The organism is Pseudomonas sp. AKS31, assembly GCF_023634765.1.
Taxonomy (GTDB): Bacteria; Pseudomonadota; Gammaproteobacteria; order Pseudomonadales; family Pseudomonadaceae; genus Aquipseudomonas.
The window spans coordinates 168,440-183,950 of the sequence record NZ_JAMLFX010000002.1 but is presented as its reverse complement, the minus strand read 5'-3'; the positions used below and the strand labels follow the sequence as shown (position 1 = coordinate 183,950).

Here is a 15,511-nt window from a genome sequence, read left to right as displayed (position 1 = left end):
AGTTGCCGTAGAGAATGCACATGAACCGGATATCTTCGCCCCCCCGCCCCGAGCGGACGCTGGTCCAGAACCTGATCACCGAATTGACCGCCGTGCCCGTGGTCGACGACACCAATCCACCGCGCACACTGCAAGTCCCTCGTTCGTGCCTGCTGCACGAGTGGATGGAGCTTTACTGGACCGCCCTTGAACGCCCGGAATTTCTCGACTGGGCCAGCACCTTCGACATTGACATCGATACCTTGCGCCTCAAAGGCGACACCCTGGAAGTACAAACCTCGTCAAACGGCACCTCCGGACAACGCACGTTCAAGCTGGAAGACGACTCCGGCTGGTGGCAAATGGCACCCATGCTGTTGATGATTTCCCAGCGTATCGACCCTGCCGGATTCGGCTTGCCGTACATCGGCGGCAAGTCCGCCAATCCGCGCTACCAGTTTCCCCGTGAAGTGGTGCTGGCCTTCTATGGCTACCCGGAACCGCAAAACGCGATTCAGGCTCAAGTGATCGTTGCCGAGTTGAAGCTCAAGGGCCTCGCTGCCTTCGATGAAAACGCTAACACCACCTCGGCCGTGGTCAATGAACGCCATGCGCAGCTCCAGGACTACCAGCGCCTGGCGGCGACAATCGATGACGCGCTGCTGACCAACGAACCAGACGAAAAAAACTTTGACCCATCAAGCCTTGCCGACACCCTCGTGCCGCTCACGTCCGGCTCCTGGCTGGCCACGCTTGGCACCAGCCCCCTCAAGTTCGAGCAGATCATCAGCCGCTACGAACTCCCGCTTCCACACAATATCAAGGATGCCCAGGCGCTCGCTCAGCAGTTGCGAACGCATACCTGGCCGCCGCTGCCGTATGTCAGCGAATATGTGCAAACCAACGAGCACATCTGGCGCTATCGCAAGGGGTTCGCTGAAATCGAGGACTGTCGGCACATCATCCGGCGCCTCGAAGCCCTGAGCTGGAACAAGGCGCCGAGCACTAAAATCGATCTTGAGGAACACAACGATGCCGATCCAGAGTCGCCACTGGGTAAATTGATCGCAGAGGGCCAGACCGAACTGAACACATTCAGGCTCAACCCGGCCTTTCAGGCCATTCTGACCGCACACAAGCTCTCTGCCGAAACCTGGCTACTCGTGACCGAGAGTGGACACACAGGAGCACCTGGCGCCAACGGCTGGGTCACACTGACCGCGGAGGTGGAAAAACACCCGTCCCTGAAAAACCAGCGTGATCGCCTCAAAGCCATGGTGCGCAAAGCCGGCGGCGCGTTGCGCAGCAACGGCAAGGTCAGCCTTGAGCAAATGCTGCGCTTCTACGACATCGCGACGCCGAAAAATGTCGAGGCTGCCCGCACCATCGCACTCAACGAGAAATCACTACTACACATGCGCCCCGGGCATATGAATCATTGGTACTTGCTGGGTCAGCCCGGCAAACAGACCGAGCGTTTCACGGCCGCGCAACGCCAGCTCATCATTGCCACGACCCAAACGTATTTGCCCGCGAACGCGGAGCCGCTAATCGATTATCTCAGTGAAGGTGTCGACACCGATCTACCGCTGACCACCCTCAAGGCAAAGGCCGACTACCTGATCAGCCGGATCCTGATCACTCCGCGCGCCCATGCTTTAGGCAACCAGTTGCTGAAAAAGCTTGCCCCGCCCGCCCAGAACAAGGGACTGCTGGCGAGCAATCGCGAGCGCCTGTTGCTCGCCGCGTTGATACTCGACCTGGACCCGCTGGCGGGCGAACATCTGGACCGGATCATCGGCCAACCCTTGAACGACAGTTTTTTATGGGGGGAACGCTGTGACGAGGCGCGACGGTTCATCGATCATCAATTCGATCTGGCCAGGGTCAGGAGCAAGACCCTGGCGACTCACCTTTTATTGTCAGGCATCGCCCCGGAATTCCTGATCCGTGACATTCCCGCGACCGTCAACTACATGAGTTCCAGCCATTGGGTCAGGCTGAAACAACTCGTTCTTTATATTGAAAACTCAACGCCCGGTGTGGCGCGCCTGATGACCTTCGAGCAACTGCACAGGCTGATGAAAGGACCGCACACAAGCAGTCTTCGCACGTTCCTGCGCAACAACGCTTGCGCTTCAGCCGCCCTCGACTGGGCGGTGGCCAGGGGGGTGATCGCGCGCGATCCCGAACACCCGAGCACGACCTATGATGAGCCTGCGCTGAAACAGGCCAAGGTGGTTTTCCGCAACCACGAGCGACAACTGCGCCGGCTGCAGCGCCGCGCATTTCACGGGCAATTCCCCACGCCCGCCACCGTTGCCCTGGCGGATCTGCGCAAAATCTTTACCGAAGATTTTCACCTGGAGGAAAAGGTTCTATACGATCCCGCCGATCCTTCGAACGGACACTCTACACAGCCTCATCACTCGCTGACCGAGCTGCATTTGTCGGGCCGGTTGTCAGCCGATCTGCACGGCTGGAGTTCGAGCAGCGAGCACGTGAAGCTGGAGTCCATGACAGCGCAATTTGCCAGACTCAACCCTGTCGCGACGTTATTCCAGGCGGCATTGAGCTCCCGCTTGAAGCGCATGAAGGAGGCCTGTGTTTCGATGATCAAAGAGGCCTTCACCCAGTTGCCACTGGCGCAGCGGCTCGACATCGAAGACAACTCGCTGGAATTGCTGGCCCTGCACATCCCGGCTAGCGAAAAAGAAACCGCCAACGACGTCGCCCCTTTCGCCATCATCGCGCTCCTGCGAGGCTCGACGCCCAGAGTATTCGAGATCTTTACCCGCTTGGGCATCGTCACCTTGCGACGCGATATCGACCTGGCACGGCTGACCCCTTCAGCTCCGGGCGAAGCGGCACGATCGCTGCCCTTCGATGCCGAAGCCTACCGCCACGGAACCAGCGCGAAGGCCAGTGCCACGTGCCGCGCCAGGATCAAGCGTCTCGACATTGAAGGCGCGCCGCTGGTGCAAAAGGCGTCTGCGGCCGTTCCCGATACCTTTGCTTCCCACAAGGTCAACGCCATCGCCAGGACCGCTGTCCGGTACCTGTTCGACGCCCATGAATCGCAAGTCCTGCAAGACGCGCTGGTCGCCCCCGAACTCAAGGATGCCGAAGCCAGCCACAAGAAATGGCTGAAATTCTACGCCGACCTGAGTCCTCCCGAGTGACGGACTCGCCATTGCTTGCAGGCCTGCTCCCAAAAGAACTTGTGGTGAGCCGGGATTTTGAGAGCAACCAAGGAACCTGTGGGAGTGAGCCTGCTCGCGATAGCGATGGGTCAGCCGATGACGATGTTGAATGTGCGGACGCCATCGCTGGCAAGCCAGCACCCACAGGTTTCTCGGGTGTTCACAAAGTCCCGGTTCACTGCAGATCCCAGTGGGAGCTGGCTTGCCAGCGATGAGGTCCGAATCAACAACGCTTCAAGGCCTGCTTGTGCACGTACATCGCGCTGTCGGCATCCGCCAGCAGCCGATCCACGGTCTCATGGCGCTCAGCGTCGTATTCGATCTGGCCGACGCTGAAGCGAATCGCGTAGCCACGGTGCAACGTGGCATTGCGCTCTTCGAGAATATCCTTGAGGCGCGCCATGATCGTGGTGGTTTCGACATGGCTGGAGCCGGTCAGCAACGCGACAAACTCATCACCGCCCAAACGCCCGACCACATCACTCTCGCGAAAGGCGATGCGCAGCACGTCGGCAAAGGTCTTCAGCGCGCTGTCGCCCTCGGCATGGCCATACAGGTCGTTGATCTGTTTGAAGTCATTGAGGTCGAAAAACAGCAAGGTCGCCGGCCGCTTTATCCGCGCGCAGGCGTCCAGCGCATGCTGTGCCAGTTGCTTGAAACCACGGCGATTGGACAGCAAGGTCAACTCATCCATGCTCGCGATCTGCACAGCGGCCAGTTCTTGCTCGGCCATTTCCGCCAGATCCCGCAACAACGCGCGCTCTTCCTCGTCGAGGTCGCGGGGCTTGGTGTCGATCAGGCACAGCGTGCCCATTTTGTTGCCATTGGGCACGGTCAGCGGGTAACCGGCATAGAAGCGAATGTTCGGCGCCCCCGTCACCAGCGGGTTGTCATGGAAGCGCACATCCTCGCGGGCGTCCGGCACCAACAGCAGACCATCGTTAAGAATCGCGTGGCCGCAGAACGAGATATCCCTCGACGTTTCATTGATATCAAGCCCCACACACGACTTGAACCACTGCCGATTGCTGTCGACCAGCGTCACCAGTGCAATCGGCACATTGAACAAGCGTTTCGCCAAGCGTGTCAGTCGGTCGAAACGCTCTTCAGGGGCGGAATCGAGCAGTTCGAGACCTTGCAGCGCTTGAACCCGCGCGGTTTCATTCGCAGGTTTTCCTGGAACCAGCATCAGCACACTCCATTGGCAACAATGCTGTTAAGCGTAGCGCTAATTCGCCGAGGGGTTCTCATCAGATCCCCGCCACCGGGCACGGCCCGCCCGCGTCGGCCCAGAGCTTGAATTGCGTGACAAAAATATCGTGCGGCACCGGCACCGGCGCACGCCCTGCCCCGGGATTCCAGCCCCACAGCACCAGTTTGTCTTCGCTGACGTGTTTGATCAGCGCGGCGAAATCGCGATCGCCGTTGCTCGAACGATCCTTGATCATTGCGCAGAGTTTGTCCGGCGGCAGGCCGATCCAGGCCATTTTGTGCGCCGCCGGCGGCAGGCTCCAGTGCGGCGCGCCCGGCGGTGCATTCGGGCCGTAACTGGCCGGCGGATTGTTTTCTGCGTGACAGGTTGCACAGGGCAAACCGGCCGCACCCTTGCCGTCCATGCCGCGCACCACGTTCATCGCATGGGGGATGCCGGCGTCGAACTGCAACGGCGCATCACCGGGAATGTGGCAATTCTGGCAGCGCGGACTCTGGAAGACTTTCTGTACCGTGGTGAAGGCTTTCAAGGCTTCCTGATCATCGGCGAACAGATCCGAGGCATAACCGCCCAGCCCCAGTAGAACCACCGTGCCCAACACTAGATGTCGCTTCATCTCACACCCCCGACAGTTGCAGCGGCAACTCGCGCAGGCGTTGCCCGGTCAGGGCGAACACCGCGTTGGCCACGGCTGGTGCGGTTGGCGGCACACCGGCCTCGCCGATGCCGCCGGGTTTGTCGCTGCTGGGCACGATGTGCACTTCCACCACCGGCATCTCGTTGAGCCGCAGCACCTGATAGTCGTGATAGTTGGACTGCACGACCGCGCCGTCCTTGAGCGTCAGTTTGCTGTGCAGGGCCATGCCCAGGCCGAAGGTGATGCACGACTCCATCTGCGCGGCGATGCTCTGCGGGTTCACCGCGATCCCGCAGTCCACAGCGCAAACGACGCGATGCACGCGAATCGCCAGATTGTCCTGCGACACTTCCGCCACCTGCGCCACATAACTGCCGAACGACTCGTGCACCGCAACGCCCAGCGCATGGCCGTCCGGCAATGGCGCTTTCCAGTTGGCTTTTTCCACCGCCAGATTGAGCACGCCCAAATGCCGAGGATGATCCTTGAGCAAGGTCCGTCGGTACTCCACCGGATCCTTGCCCGCCGCCGTGGCCATTTCATCGATCAGCGATTCCATGACAAAACCGGTATGGCTATGGCCCACCGAGCGCAGCCACAGCACGTTGATTCCGGTCTGCGGCGAATGCAGATCAACCTGGTGGTTGGCCAGGCCTTTGACGTAAGGGCTGTCTGAAACGCCTTCGACCGAAGTCGGGTCGATGCCGTTCTTGACCATCGTCGCCTCCATCAACGTGCCGGTCATGATCGACTGCCCGACCAGCACGTGCTGCCAGCTCGACGGCAAACCATCCGCACCCAGACCGATCTTCGCCTGATGCAGGAACATTGAGCGGTAGTAACCGCCGCGAATGTCATCCTCACGAGACCATACGGTTTTCACCGGCATGGCGGCGGCTTTCGCCACTTGCACCGCTTCGGCGACGAAGTCAGACGTCGGATTTGCCCGGCGCCCAAAACCGCCACCCAGGAATTCGGTGTGAATCTCGACCTGCTCGGGCTTCAGGCCAGTGATCTTGCCCGCGACCATTTGGTCCAGCGTCTGGAATTGTGTGCCGGTCCAGATCTCGCACTTTTCCGCGCTGATTTTCACCGTGCAATTGAGCGGTTCCATCGGCGCGTGGGCCAGATAGGGAACGCTGTACTCAACATCGATCTTCTTCGCCGCTTTGCCGAAACTGCCCTTGGCATCTCCAGCCTGACTGGCCGACGTGCCTTGCGTTGCGGCCAGTTTGCGGAAGCTCGCCAGCAGTTTCTCGCTGCTCAGGTCTGCATGCGGGCCAAGATCCCAATCAACCTTCAGCGCATCCCTCCCCAGTTTCGCCGCCCAGTAATGCTCGGCAATCACTGCGACGCCCGTCGGTACCTGCACCACTTTGTGCACACCGGGCACCGCCAGCGCTTCAGCGCCTTCGAAAGATTTAACAGTGGCACCGAATACCGGTGAGCGCGCGACCATTGCGGTCATCAGGCCTTCAAACTGCACGTCCATGCCGAACTTGGCGCGGCCGGTGATTTTCTCCGGGGTGTCGAGGCGTTTGGTCGGTTTGCCGATGACCTTCCAGTCCTTGGCTTCCTTGAAAGTGATCGACTTCGGATCCGGCACTGGCAGTTGCCCGGCGGCATCCGCCAGCTCGCCGTAAGTCGCCCGTTTATCGCCAGCGATCACCACACCCGATTCGGTGCGAATCGCCGACGGCGCCACTTCAAAGCGTTTCGCCGCCGCCTCCACCAGCATCTGCCGCGCCGTCGCGCCCGCCAGCCGATAACGGTCGAACTCCATCCACGTTGACGTCGAGCCGCCGGTAATCTGCATGCCGCCAAACGCGGGCATGCCGTAATCCGCCGCCGACGCCGGTGAATGTTCAACGCGGATTTTCGACCAATCGGCGTCCAGCTCCTCGGCAATCAACATGGTCAGGCCGGTCCAGATGCCCTGGCCCATCTCCGAATGCCCGAGCAGCACGGTGACGCTGTTGTCCGCCGCAATCCGCAAGAATGCATTCGGCGCAAACACCTTGCCTTCATTCTCCGCCGCATAGGCAAACTTGTGGCCGCCGGGGACGACAAATGCCACCACCAAACCGCCGCCCAACACGGCGCTGCCCTTGAGAAAACCCCGACGCGATACAGGACTGTTCATCGTCTACCTCCCACAAAAGCCATCAGCCGATTTCCGACGCACGCTTCACAGCGGCGCGGATCCGTGGATAGGTGCCGCAACGGCAGATGTTGCCGGAGAGCGCCTGATCGATATCGCTGTCGGTGGGTTTGGGGATTTTCGCCAGGAGCGCCGCCGCAGACATGATCTGCCCCGACTGGCAGTAACCGCACTGCACCACGTCGAGTTCGGCCCAGGCTTGTTGCACCGGGTGCGAGCCGTCGGTGGACAGGCCTTCGATGGTGAGGATTTTCTGCCCATGGGCCACGGCGGTCGCGGGCGTGATGCAGGCGCGCAACGGCGCCCCGTCAACGTGTACGGTGCAGGCCCCGCACTGGGCCATGCCGCAGCCGAATTTGGTACCGGTCAGGTGCGCGACATCGCGCAGAACCCAGAGCAACGGCATGTCCGCGGGGACATCAAGCTCTTGATCCTTGCCATTGATATTCAAGGTCAGCATCGGGGGACTTCCTCAGACTCACGGTGTTCTGAAGGGGCGCCGCTGTGGCCAGCAAAGCCTGTGCGCGCCTCGGCTTATCCCTTTCAGCAAAGCCTAATTTGCGCTTCAAGCCAGACGTTGCGACCACCGGTCATGCAGATGTCGACTTTAATCCTACAGTTGATAACGGCTCTCACCGAGCCATCGCAGTGGAAAACTCGCCATGAATCAAACCGGTCCGCGCTGACTGCGCGGGTTACCCATCACATTGTTCTGGAGTAGCGAACATGGGATTTGTCACCAGCAAAGACGGCGTCGAAATCTTCTACAAGGACTGGGGCCCGAAAGACGCGCCGGTGATTCACTTCCACCACGGCTGGCCGCTCAGTTCGGACGATTGGGATGCGCAGATGCTGTTCTTTCTCGGCAAGGGCTTTCGGGTGGTTGCCCATGATCGGCGTGGGCATGGGCGTTCGAGTCAGGTCTGGGATGGCCACGATATGGATCATTACGCCGACGATACGCTGGCAGTGGTTAATCATCTGGGCCTGAAGAACGTGGTGCATGTCGGCCACTCGACCGGTGGCGGTGAGGTGATTCATTACATCGCCCGGCATGGTCAGGCCAACGTCGCCAAAGGTGTGTTGATCAGTGCCGTGCCACCGTTGATGGTGCAGACCGAGAGCAATCCGGGTGGTCTGCCGAAGTCGGTGTTCGATGATTTTCAGGCGCAACTGGCGGCGAACCGGGCTCAGTTCTATCGCGATATCCCGACAGGGCCGTTTTATGGCTACAACCGGCCGGGGGCCACACCTTCGGAGGGGATCATTGCCAACTGGTGGCGTCAGGGCATGATCGGTGGCGCGAAGGCGCATTACGACGGGATCGTCGCGTTTTCGCAGACGGATTTCACTGAAGACCTGAAGAAGGTCACCGTGCCGGTGCTGGTGATGCATGGCGAGGATGACCAGATTGTGCCGTATGCGAACTCTGGGCCGTTGTCGGCGAAGTTGCTGCCCAATGGCTCGCTGAAGTCGTATCCGGGGTTTCCGCACGGGATGCCGACGACGGAGGCGGAGACGATCAACGCGGATCTGTTAGCCTTTATTCGCGGCTGAACAATGTAGAAGCTGCGGAACGCTGCGATCCTTTGATTTTGCGCCTTGAAAATCAACGTCAAAAGATCGCAGCGTTCCGCAGCTCCTACACAGGCAGATTGTGGGCTGCAATTAATCTTCGGTTCGGCCAGTGTTTTCACGATCACGCTCGTAGTGGTGAGCCAATGGCAGCGCCGGTAGCCACGACTCGCGGCGAATGGTCCAGAGTTCATAAGTGGGTTTGAACAGGTTCGGTTCATCCAGCGAACCGACATTGACTTCGACTTCATCTGCCGAACGTGTGAACACCGGCGAGCCGCAGCGCGGGCAGAAAAAGCGCCCGTTGTAATCACGGGTTTCTCCAGTAACATTCAACGCCTCCTCGGGGAATATTGCCGACGTGCCGAACAGCGCACCGTGGCGTTTGCGACAGTCGAGGCAGTGACAAATGCCGACGCGGTAGGGTTGACCGGTCACTTTGAAACGGACATCGCCGCACAGGCAACCGCCAGTCAATCGATTCATGTAGTACCTCCTCTTCAGGGCTTGAAACTATAGATCCTCCAGATCGGCAGCCCTCACCCTAACTCTCTCCGGGAGGTAGAGGGATTTGGTGGCCCCCTCCGCTACCGCGATTCTGAATCCAGCGACAGCATGCCACGGCGTCCATACTATGGTTTTTCAATACGGCGGACACCGACATGCCCTCCCCCGAATCCACCCTGTTACAGAGCTGGCATCACAACGCTGATGCCTGGATCGAAGTGATCCGCAGCGGCGCCATCGAAAGCCGCCAGCAGGTCACCGATCAGGCCATTCTGTGGGCGATCATGGGCCGTCAGCCGCAACGTGTGCTGGATCTTGGCTGCGGCGAAGGCTGGTTGTTGCGGGCGCTGGCAGATCGGGGGATTGAAGCTGTCGGTGTGGATGGCGATCCGCGGCTGGTCGAAGCGGCGCGTCTGGCGGGGACGGCGCAGGTGCATGTCGCGAGCTATGCAGCACTGGTCGAAGCACTGGTCGACATTGGCTGCGACTACGATGTGATCTGCGCCAATTTCTCATTGCTGCATCAGGACATCATCCCGCTGCTTGCCGCGATGAACGCCATGCTCAATCCGGGCGGTGCATTGGTGATCCAGACACTGCACCCCTGGACCGTGGCGGGGGGCGATTATCAGGATGGTTGGCGGGAGGAAAATTTCGCCGGTTTCACAGGTCAATGGCAACCGATGCCCTGGTATTTTCGAACGCTGTCGAGCTGGCTGAATGCGCTGGACATGGCCGGGTTTCAGCTGACGATTTTGCAAGAGCCACAACACCCACAAAGCCCGGTGCCGCAGTCTCTGCTGATGGTGGCTGAGCGCCGCTAACTGCGGGCATAACATGCACCTTGCAGGAGTGAGCCTGCTCGCGAAAGCAAGCTGTCAGTCAATATCGGCAGACTGACTCACCGCTTTTGACCAGTTCAGTCTCGCTCCCAGTGAGGAATATGATTGTGCTCGCCCACCACAACGCTTCGGTGCCGCCTCCGGGGATATCGCCGATATATCAATGGTGCTCCGTGGTGTTCACGGCAACGGGACAGTGACAGATCCCCACTCAATAAGGCCCCTCTCTTCGAAACGGACATTTCCGCACACCTGTCGGAGACAGGATCAATGTGCCTATTTATCATCAATTTCAATGAAATCAAGGCAAAAGAAAGTTCTTTGTGTCTGATCACTGTGCTTCCATCGTTTTTACGTTTCCAGATAAAGCTTTGAATCGATCCTCGGTTTCTTTGCATACAACAGTATCAGCGCCCCCTTTACATTGAACTTCAACTTCTCTTGCCAACAAGACAAGATTATTTTTTAAACGATCCAGTTTATGCGATGTACTTTCATTTGTGCCTTCCGCCAATGCGACTCTAAGCCCGTCCATGAACGAGCAGGAGTCATGAAACCGGTAGAAATCCAACAGTGCACGATTGACAGAATAGGCATTGGCATCCTTCGACTCCAGACTGGTATAAATCTCCTCAGCTTTTCCCTCTCGAAGTTCTACTATTTTTTTGTCTACGCTAGTTATCAACATCTGCTTGTATATCGTTTCGTTAACCAGGGATCGCTCGGCATTGGACAGCAGCGCCAGGGCAGACAGAATGGTTTTTCCGGTCTGAGCGGTTGCCACGGTGGAAGCACCGGCAAATAAATTTGTGAACGTCCCCGCCGTGATATTGAAGGCTGCATCGTTGCCGTATATCGTTTTTCGATGCTCGACACAAAGCGTCTCGGACGCCAGCATCAACGCGGAAATGCCGCTATTTCTCGCAGCACCGCATGTATCTGTCCAAGAACTATCAAGCGGGCTGACAAAGCACTGCTCAGGGATCAATTCGGTGGTAACCAACAACCCTTTGATATCCACATAATTATTCAAGACATCTTTATCTACAGACTTTACAGCATATCCATCGTACTGCTTTACGTCGTTGAACCAGCTGCACCCTGACACCAAGAGCGCGTAAACCATCGGCAGCAGTAGCACTTTCATTCTTGTATACCTCGACAGTAGGTTAGGTGACGCGTACAGCCAGCTTCAACGCTCAAATGAGGATAACGACCTTCTGTTTGTAACAGTGTCCTTTATGACTTCAGCAACAACGGCGGATCCTTTCCCTGCCTCTTGCGCACTCACTAATGCCGCACAATATCTCCTAGCATGCGCGGCATTCTTCTCTGCGACCGGAGTATCCGAAAACCAGAAATATTTCTCCAGACCGTAAAGCAAGTTACCTTTTTGTTGGACAGAGCATTGTTCCGGATGATTGCAGTTAGCAAGGCTACGAAGATGAGCGGCTAGAATTCCCCCCCCTGAAATAGTCAGGGCGTAGGAAGAGCTGAAAGGGTAATAGGTGAAAGATGTCTGTTCGGGAATAGTTGCTTCAACCACGTCGGCATAAGCCAGGAGTTGCGGTTTTAACTCGGCATGCTTGGCTTTCCAAAAGGCAAAAAAATGACCAACTGCCCGAAACATCGCCCCGGTACGCCGGAGCAGTGCAGGTGCGGAGGAAAGCCTTTCGTTTTCTGACTGTTGATCATTAACGGAATAACCACTGCCGTCCGCCGGCGTGTGGTACTCAGCACAGTAGGGAAGTGGTTTTCTTTCCAGTAAAAAACGATCCGACACGACATCGATCGCACCGTTTTCACCCTGTTCAAATACCAGAGTCCTGAAATAAAGTGGTGCGTCTGCCAAACTTCCGGTGTTCAACTCCTTGAGAATAGTTTGATTCAATTGGTGCTCATACCAGCCTCCTTCGTGGGTATGAGCGGTGATGATGAAGCCCAGTGAATGCTTGTTGGAGTTGAGGGCGACAAACTTGTCTGCCTTTGCCTTGTCCCACTCTGCAAACTTCCAGTCCTTGAAAGCATGATGTCCCGCCAGAAAAAACCTTGAAGACTCAGGCAACTTCGATACAAGCCGTATGACAGTGTCGATTTGCTCGGTCGAAATGCCCGCATCCACGCCTGCTACCGGACCGGAAAAATTGATATAAGGGCGCTTAGGGTAGTCAGATGTATCCAGCAACACCGCATAAATATTTTTTTGCGTGGCGTCGGCTGCTGGTAATTTCACTAACTGAACAATGTAAGACTCCCATGGTCGGAATGCTATTCGATAGGCAACGCAAAGCCTGTTATTTTCCAGACAAAAACTGTCGCTTTGGGGATTTTTACTTCCAAAGGCCTTTCCCTTCAGTGCATTTATATACTCGTTAACGACCAACTCTTTCGGCATCCGATCGTGACTTGGTTTACCCTTCGTATAGCTTCTGCCTACGTTGCATACGTTGGACCAATAGTCTTCCCTGTACAGGCCTTTTCTACCGGGATAAAAGTTACCGACAAGATAGCCATCGTGATTACCTGGTGTGAATAACCAGGAGGTCGACGATGGGTGCCCTCTGCCTTGGCGCATCACCTCGTTAAAGAGTGCCCACTCGGTCTGGCAAGACACATCCATTCCGTCCCCCAGATGCAACGCCAAAGGGTACTGACTGCCTTGTTGTAGAGCCCTGAGCAGAAGGTCTCCGGCACCTATGACTTGTTGACCGGTGCGAATCGTTACGGGAACAAATTCGTCTCCAGCAAGAGACCAGTATCGACTGGCGGTGCCCCTGCTTTCGTGAAATTGGGTGTCAGCCAACAGCATGATGGGAAGGGTCAAGGGTTGCGTTGGTCTGTTTTGAACGACAGGATCGGATTTCTCAGGCCATTCTTGAGGCAGTTGATTCGTGCAACCGCCGAGTATCAGTATGGCTAATAAGCAAGAGCGTAATCCTACGGAGCTTTGCATGAGCGAACCGTCCCTGGCTGGATGTAATTGTTCCAAGGCTAGATCGCGAAATCGTCGGTGTCCAAAATTCCCAATCTTTTTTGCCATTAATTTGCCATTGCCGCACAAAGCTTCCAGGAATCACCATTCCTGCAGGGTTTCGTCACCACAGAATGTGGACACACGGCCAATCATTGTGGGGCTGGACTGCCAGCTTCCACAGGTTTCCAGGTGTTTGCCGAATCTTCGGTCGGAACACTCCTACAGGATCGTGCGCTGACCAGAGCGCGGAAGAAGTATTGCGACAGCAGGCGCATCACATAACCGATTGTCAGCAGAGTCGGACCCCACTACACCAGCTTCGGCAACTTCGGCAACTTCGGCACCGGATTCTATGGCGAACCGCGCAGCCTGCCACTGACCGCGCGGTGGGACTTCTGAGATCGCGCGCGACTCACGGCTGTTTCAGATAGGTGCCGCGCAAAGCGTCGTACTCGCCATACGCTTCCACCCAGACAGCACCGTCGAGCAGACGCGCGCGGTAAAGCGGTTCAGTGATTTTTTTCTGCGCGATCAGCAGATTGCCTGCCAGCAATGGCCATTGGTCACTCACCTGAGTGGCCGGTTTGTCCGGCTGCGTTGCCGCCATTTGCAGGGAAGCTATTTCGTTTCCTTGCGGGTCGCGCATGATCTTCAACATCAGCCACGCCGAACGCTGATCATCGGTCGCCATGACGTAACGCCCTTCGCGCTGATCTGCCGCCACCGCGGCGAGTTTCTGCGGCGCTATATGGAACGCGGTCGGCCGCGCGTCAAAGGAATATGAGCGGTCACCGCTGTGCCACGTCCCGCCCTGAAAGCCGTTCTCATCGGGTTCACCGGCGATGAACCAGTTGCCCGTGATCGCGCCCTCGTCACTGATCTCATGCAGGGCAACAGCGCCATCGTCGTAAGGTTCGCCCACCAGGCGAATGGGTTTGCCATTGCCGCCGGTGTAGCGCACTTGGCCGACGTAGACGGCGCCCTGCATTTGCCACCACAACTCGAATGCAATCTTGTCGTCGAGTTTGCCGCGCAACATCACGGGCGCCTCACCCTCAGGTCCTACGAAACGCCGTTGCTCGACCCACTGACTGCCGCGCAAATCGCGCTGGGTGATTTCGGTATAGCCTTTGGGCATGAATGGATTAGCTTCGGACGGCGCTTGCGCCACTTCGGTGGTTTCCGCCACGCGCACCGGCCGGTTGTCCTGCACCTGCCAGCCCGCACGCTGGCGCCAGCAGCAACCGCTTTTTGATTGGGTGACCAGGCGTTTGCCGGCTGTATCGACCTCAAACATGCCCAGGTTCGGCTCACGGGTCAGTGCGGAGAATTCCTTGTTCGGCATCAGCACGGGATTGCTCGAATCAGCCAGGTAAACGTCGTACGAGGCGGCGGCATAACCACCGTCATTACCATTACGCACGGCCAGATCCTGCTGATCGTCGAAATTGAAGTCGCCGAATACCAACAGACGCTGATTGTCGCAATGCAAGCTCTGCTCCGCGCCGTCAGTCGTGAGCAGTTCGGCAGCGTCTGCGGTGGCAATCTTTTGCAGCACCTCGCCGCTGGCTTTGTCGCGCAGGATGATCTGTGCCGCCACCGGATCGAAACTGTCTGTTGGCGCTTGCTCGACCTGCACGTCGATGAGGTATTTCTGCGCCGGATCCTGCAACTGGCAGCTCAGCGGAGCCGCGCTGGCCGATGCCGTCGCGAACAGGCAGACAAAAAACAGTGAACGTGGGGCAACCATGATGCGGGGCGTCCTTGCGGCAAAATCAGGGGCGGCAAGTCTATCGACAATTGAATGGCCACGCACTTGTCGATCTACGGCACCGGCAATCGACCAAGGACTGACTACGCTGTAAATCCAGCTGTCTAACCTGCCGAGGATGACTGCCATGCAACGCTTTCAGAAACTCACCCCTTGCCTGTGGTTCGACGATCAGGCCGAAGCCGCTGCGAAGTTCTATTGCTCGATCTTCGATCACGCGAAAATCACCGGCCTGACTCACTACAGCAAGGTCGGTCAGGAATTTCATGGCAAGCCGGAGGGTGCGGTGATGACCGTCAGTTTCGAACTCGATGGCCTGACCTTTACCGGCCTTAACGGTGGGCCGATGTTCACGTTCAGCGAGGCGATTTCGTTTCAGGTCAATTGCCAGAATCAGGAAGAAGTCGACCATTTCTGGGGCAACCTGTCCGAGGGTGGCCCAGTCGAAGCCCAACAATGTGGCTGGCTCAAGGACAAGTTTGGCGTGTCGTGGCAGATCGTGCCGGTGGCGTTCATGCACATGATGCTGGATGCCGACACAAGCAAATCGCAGCGCGCCATGCAGGCGATGTTCCAGATGAAAAAGCTCGACATTGCCGAACTGGAACGGGCGTTTGCCGGCCAGAACTAATACACTGGTGCCCTGGCC

General features: G+C 57.7%; 12 protein-coding genes. 4 read left to right on the top strand and 8 right to left on the bottom strand.

Features of this window, described 5'->3' with window-relative positions:
* Positions 1 to 20 precede the first annotated feature (20 nt).
* Positions 21 to 3,161 (top strand): hypothetical protein, encoded by a 3,141-nt coding sequence (locus tag M9827_RS06970; protein ID WP_250604557.1) that lies wholly within the window; start codon positions 21 to 23, stop codon positions 3,159 to 3,161.
* A 244-nt stretch (positions 3,162 to 3,405) separates the two neighbouring features.
* Here the strand turns inward: M9827_RS06970 and M9827_RS06965 are convergent, their stop codons facing one another.
* The 4 genes from M9827_RS06965 to M9827_RS06950 form a co-directional block, all read right to left on the bottom strand.
* Positions 3,406 to 4,371 (bottom strand): GGDEF domain-containing protein, encoded by a 966-nt coding sequence (locus M9827_RS06965; RefSeq protein WP_250604555.1) that lies wholly within the window; start codon positions 4,369 to 4,371, stop codon positions 3,406 to 3,408.
* A 61-nt stretch (positions 4,372 to 4,432) separates the two neighbouring features.
* A complete protein-coding gene (locus M9827_RS06960; protein ID WP_250604553.1) occupies positions 4,433 to 5,011 on the bottom strand; it encodes a hypothetical protein in 579 nt (192 codons plus the stop codon).
* Between the two features lies 1 nt (position 5,012).
* Positions 5,013 to 7,175, bottom strand: coding sequence for a xanthine dehydrogenase family protein molybdopterin-binding subunit (locus M9827_RS06955; protein ID WP_250604551.1), 2,163 nt, complete (start codon positions 7,173 to 7,175; stop codon positions 5,013 to 5,015).
* 22 nt (positions 7,176 to 7,197) lie between these two features.
* Positions 7,198 to 7,653 carry a (2Fe-2S)-binding protein gene (locus M9827_RS06950; RefSeq protein WP_003224136.1) on the bottom strand — a complete coding sequence of 152 codons (456 nt, stop codon included), beginning with the start codon at positions 7,651 to 7,653 and terminating at the stop codon, positions 7,198 to 7,200.
* Positions 7,654 to 7,919: 266 nt separating this feature from the next.
* Between M9827_RS06950 and M9827_RS06945 the strand changes: the two genes are divergently transcribed.
* Positions 7,920 to 8,750: an alpha/beta fold hydrolase gene (locus M9827_RS06945; RefSeq protein ID WP_250604549.1), complete on the top strand. Its 831-nt coding sequence runs from the start codon at positions 7,920 to 7,922 to the stop codon at positions 8,748 to 8,750.
* Positions 8,751 to 8,861: 111 nt separating this feature from the next.
* Here the strand turns inward: M9827_RS06945 and M9827_RS06940 are convergent, their stop codons facing one another.
* A complete protein-coding gene (locus M9827_RS06940; RefSeq protein ID WP_250604547.1) occupies positions 8,862 to 9,254 on the bottom strand; it encodes a GFA family protein in 393 nt (130 codons plus the stop codon).
* A 176-nt stretch (positions 9,255 to 9,430) separates the two neighbouring features.
* Here M9827_RS06940 and M9827_RS06935 point away from each other — a divergent pair, with 176 nt between their 5' ends.
* Positions 9,431 to 10,099, top strand: coding sequence for a class I SAM-dependent methyltransferase (locus tag M9827_RS06935; RefSeq protein ID WP_250604545.1), 669 nt, complete (start codon positions 9,431 to 9,433; stop codon positions 10,097 to 10,099).
* Between the two features lie 349 nt (positions 10,100 to 10,448).
* Here M9827_RS06935 and M9827_RS06930 read toward each other — a convergent pair whose 3' ends face one another.
* The 3 genes from M9827_RS06930 to M9827_RS06920 all read right to left on the bottom strand — a co-directional run bounded on the left by M9827_RS06930 (position 10,449) and on the right by M9827_RS06920 (position 14,841).
* Positions 10,449 to 11,264 (bottom strand): hypothetical protein, encoded by an 816-nt coding sequence (locus tag M9827_RS06930; RefSeq protein WP_250604543.1) that lies wholly within the window; start codon positions 11,262 to 11,264, stop codon positions 10,449 to 10,451.
* Positions 11,265 to 11,309: 45 nt separating this feature from the next.
* On the bottom strand, positions 11,310 to 13,070 hold the full coding sequence (locus tag M9827_RS06925; RefSeq protein WP_250604541.1) for a hypothetical protein: 1,761 nt from the start codon (positions 13,068 to 13,070) through the stop codon (positions 11,310 to 11,312).
* A 433-nt stretch (positions 13,071 to 13,503) separates the two neighbouring features.
* Positions 13,504 to 14,841 carry an XAC2610-related protein gene (locus M9827_RS06920; protein ID WP_250604539.1) on the bottom strand — a complete coding sequence of 446 codons (1,338 nt, stop codon included), beginning with the start codon at positions 14,839 to 14,841 and terminating at the stop codon, positions 13,504 to 13,506.
* Positions 14,842 to 14,989: 148 nt separating this feature from the next.
* Here M9827_RS06920 and M9827_RS06915 point away from each other — a divergent pair, with 148 nt between their 5' ends.
* Positions 14,990 to 15,493, top strand: a complete 504-nt coding sequence (locus M9827_RS06915) for a VOC family protein (RefSeq protein ID WP_250604537.1) — start codon at positions 14,990 to 14,992, stop codon at positions 15,491 to 15,493.
* Positions 15,494 to 15,511 lie beyond the last annotated feature (18 nt).

Bases quoted from the DNA above. Each gene is read 5' to 3' on its own strand.
- M9827_RS06915 (WP_250604537.1), top strand. From the start codon at position 14,990: ATGCAACGCTTTCAGAAACTCACCCCTTGCCTGTGGTTCGACGATCAG.
- M9827_RS06950 (WP_003224136.1), bottom strand. From the start codon at position 7,653: ATGCTGACCTTGAATATCAATGGCAAGGATCAAGAGCTTGATGTCCCC.
- M9827_RS06940 (WP_250604547.1), bottom strand. From the start codon at position 9,254: ATGAATCGATTGACTGGCGGTTGCCTGTGCGGCGATGTCCGTTTCAAA.
- M9827_RS06920 (WP_250604539.1), bottom strand. From the start codon at position 14,841: ATGGTTGCCCCACGTTCACTGTTTTTTGTCTGCCTGTTCGCGACGGCA.
- M9827_RS06945 (WP_250604549.1), top strand. From the start codon at position 7,920: ATGGGATTTGTCACCAGCAAAGACGGCGTCGAAATCTTCTACAAGGAC.
- M9827_RS06970 (WP_250604557.1), top strand. From the start codon at position 21: ATGAACCGGATATCTTCGCCCCCCCGCCCCGAGCGGACGCTGGTCCAG.
- M9827_RS06930 (WP_250604543.1), bottom strand. From the start codon at position 11,264: ATGAAAGTGCTACTGCTGCCGATGGTTTACGCGCTCTTGGTGTCAGGG.
- M9827_RS06955 (WP_250604551.1), bottom strand. From the start codon at position 7,175: ATGAACAGTCCTGTATCGCGTCGGGGTTTTCTCAAGGGCAGCGCCGTG.
- M9827_RS06925 (WP_250604541.1), bottom strand. From the start codon at position 13,070: ATGCAAAGCTCCGTAGGATTACGCTCTTGCTTATTAGCCATACTGATA.
- M9827_RS06960 (WP_250604553.1), bottom strand. From the start codon at position 5,011: ATGAAGCGACATCTAGTGTTGGGCACGGTGGTTCTACTGGGGCTGGGC.
- M9827_RS06935 (WP_250604545.1), top strand. From the start codon at position 9,431: ATGCCCTCCCCCGAATCCACCCTGTTACAGAGCTGGCATCACAACGCT.
- M9827_RS06965 (WP_250604555.1), bottom strand. From the start codon at position 4,371: ATGCTGGTTCCAGGAAAACCTGCGAATGAAACCGCGCGGGTTCAAGCG.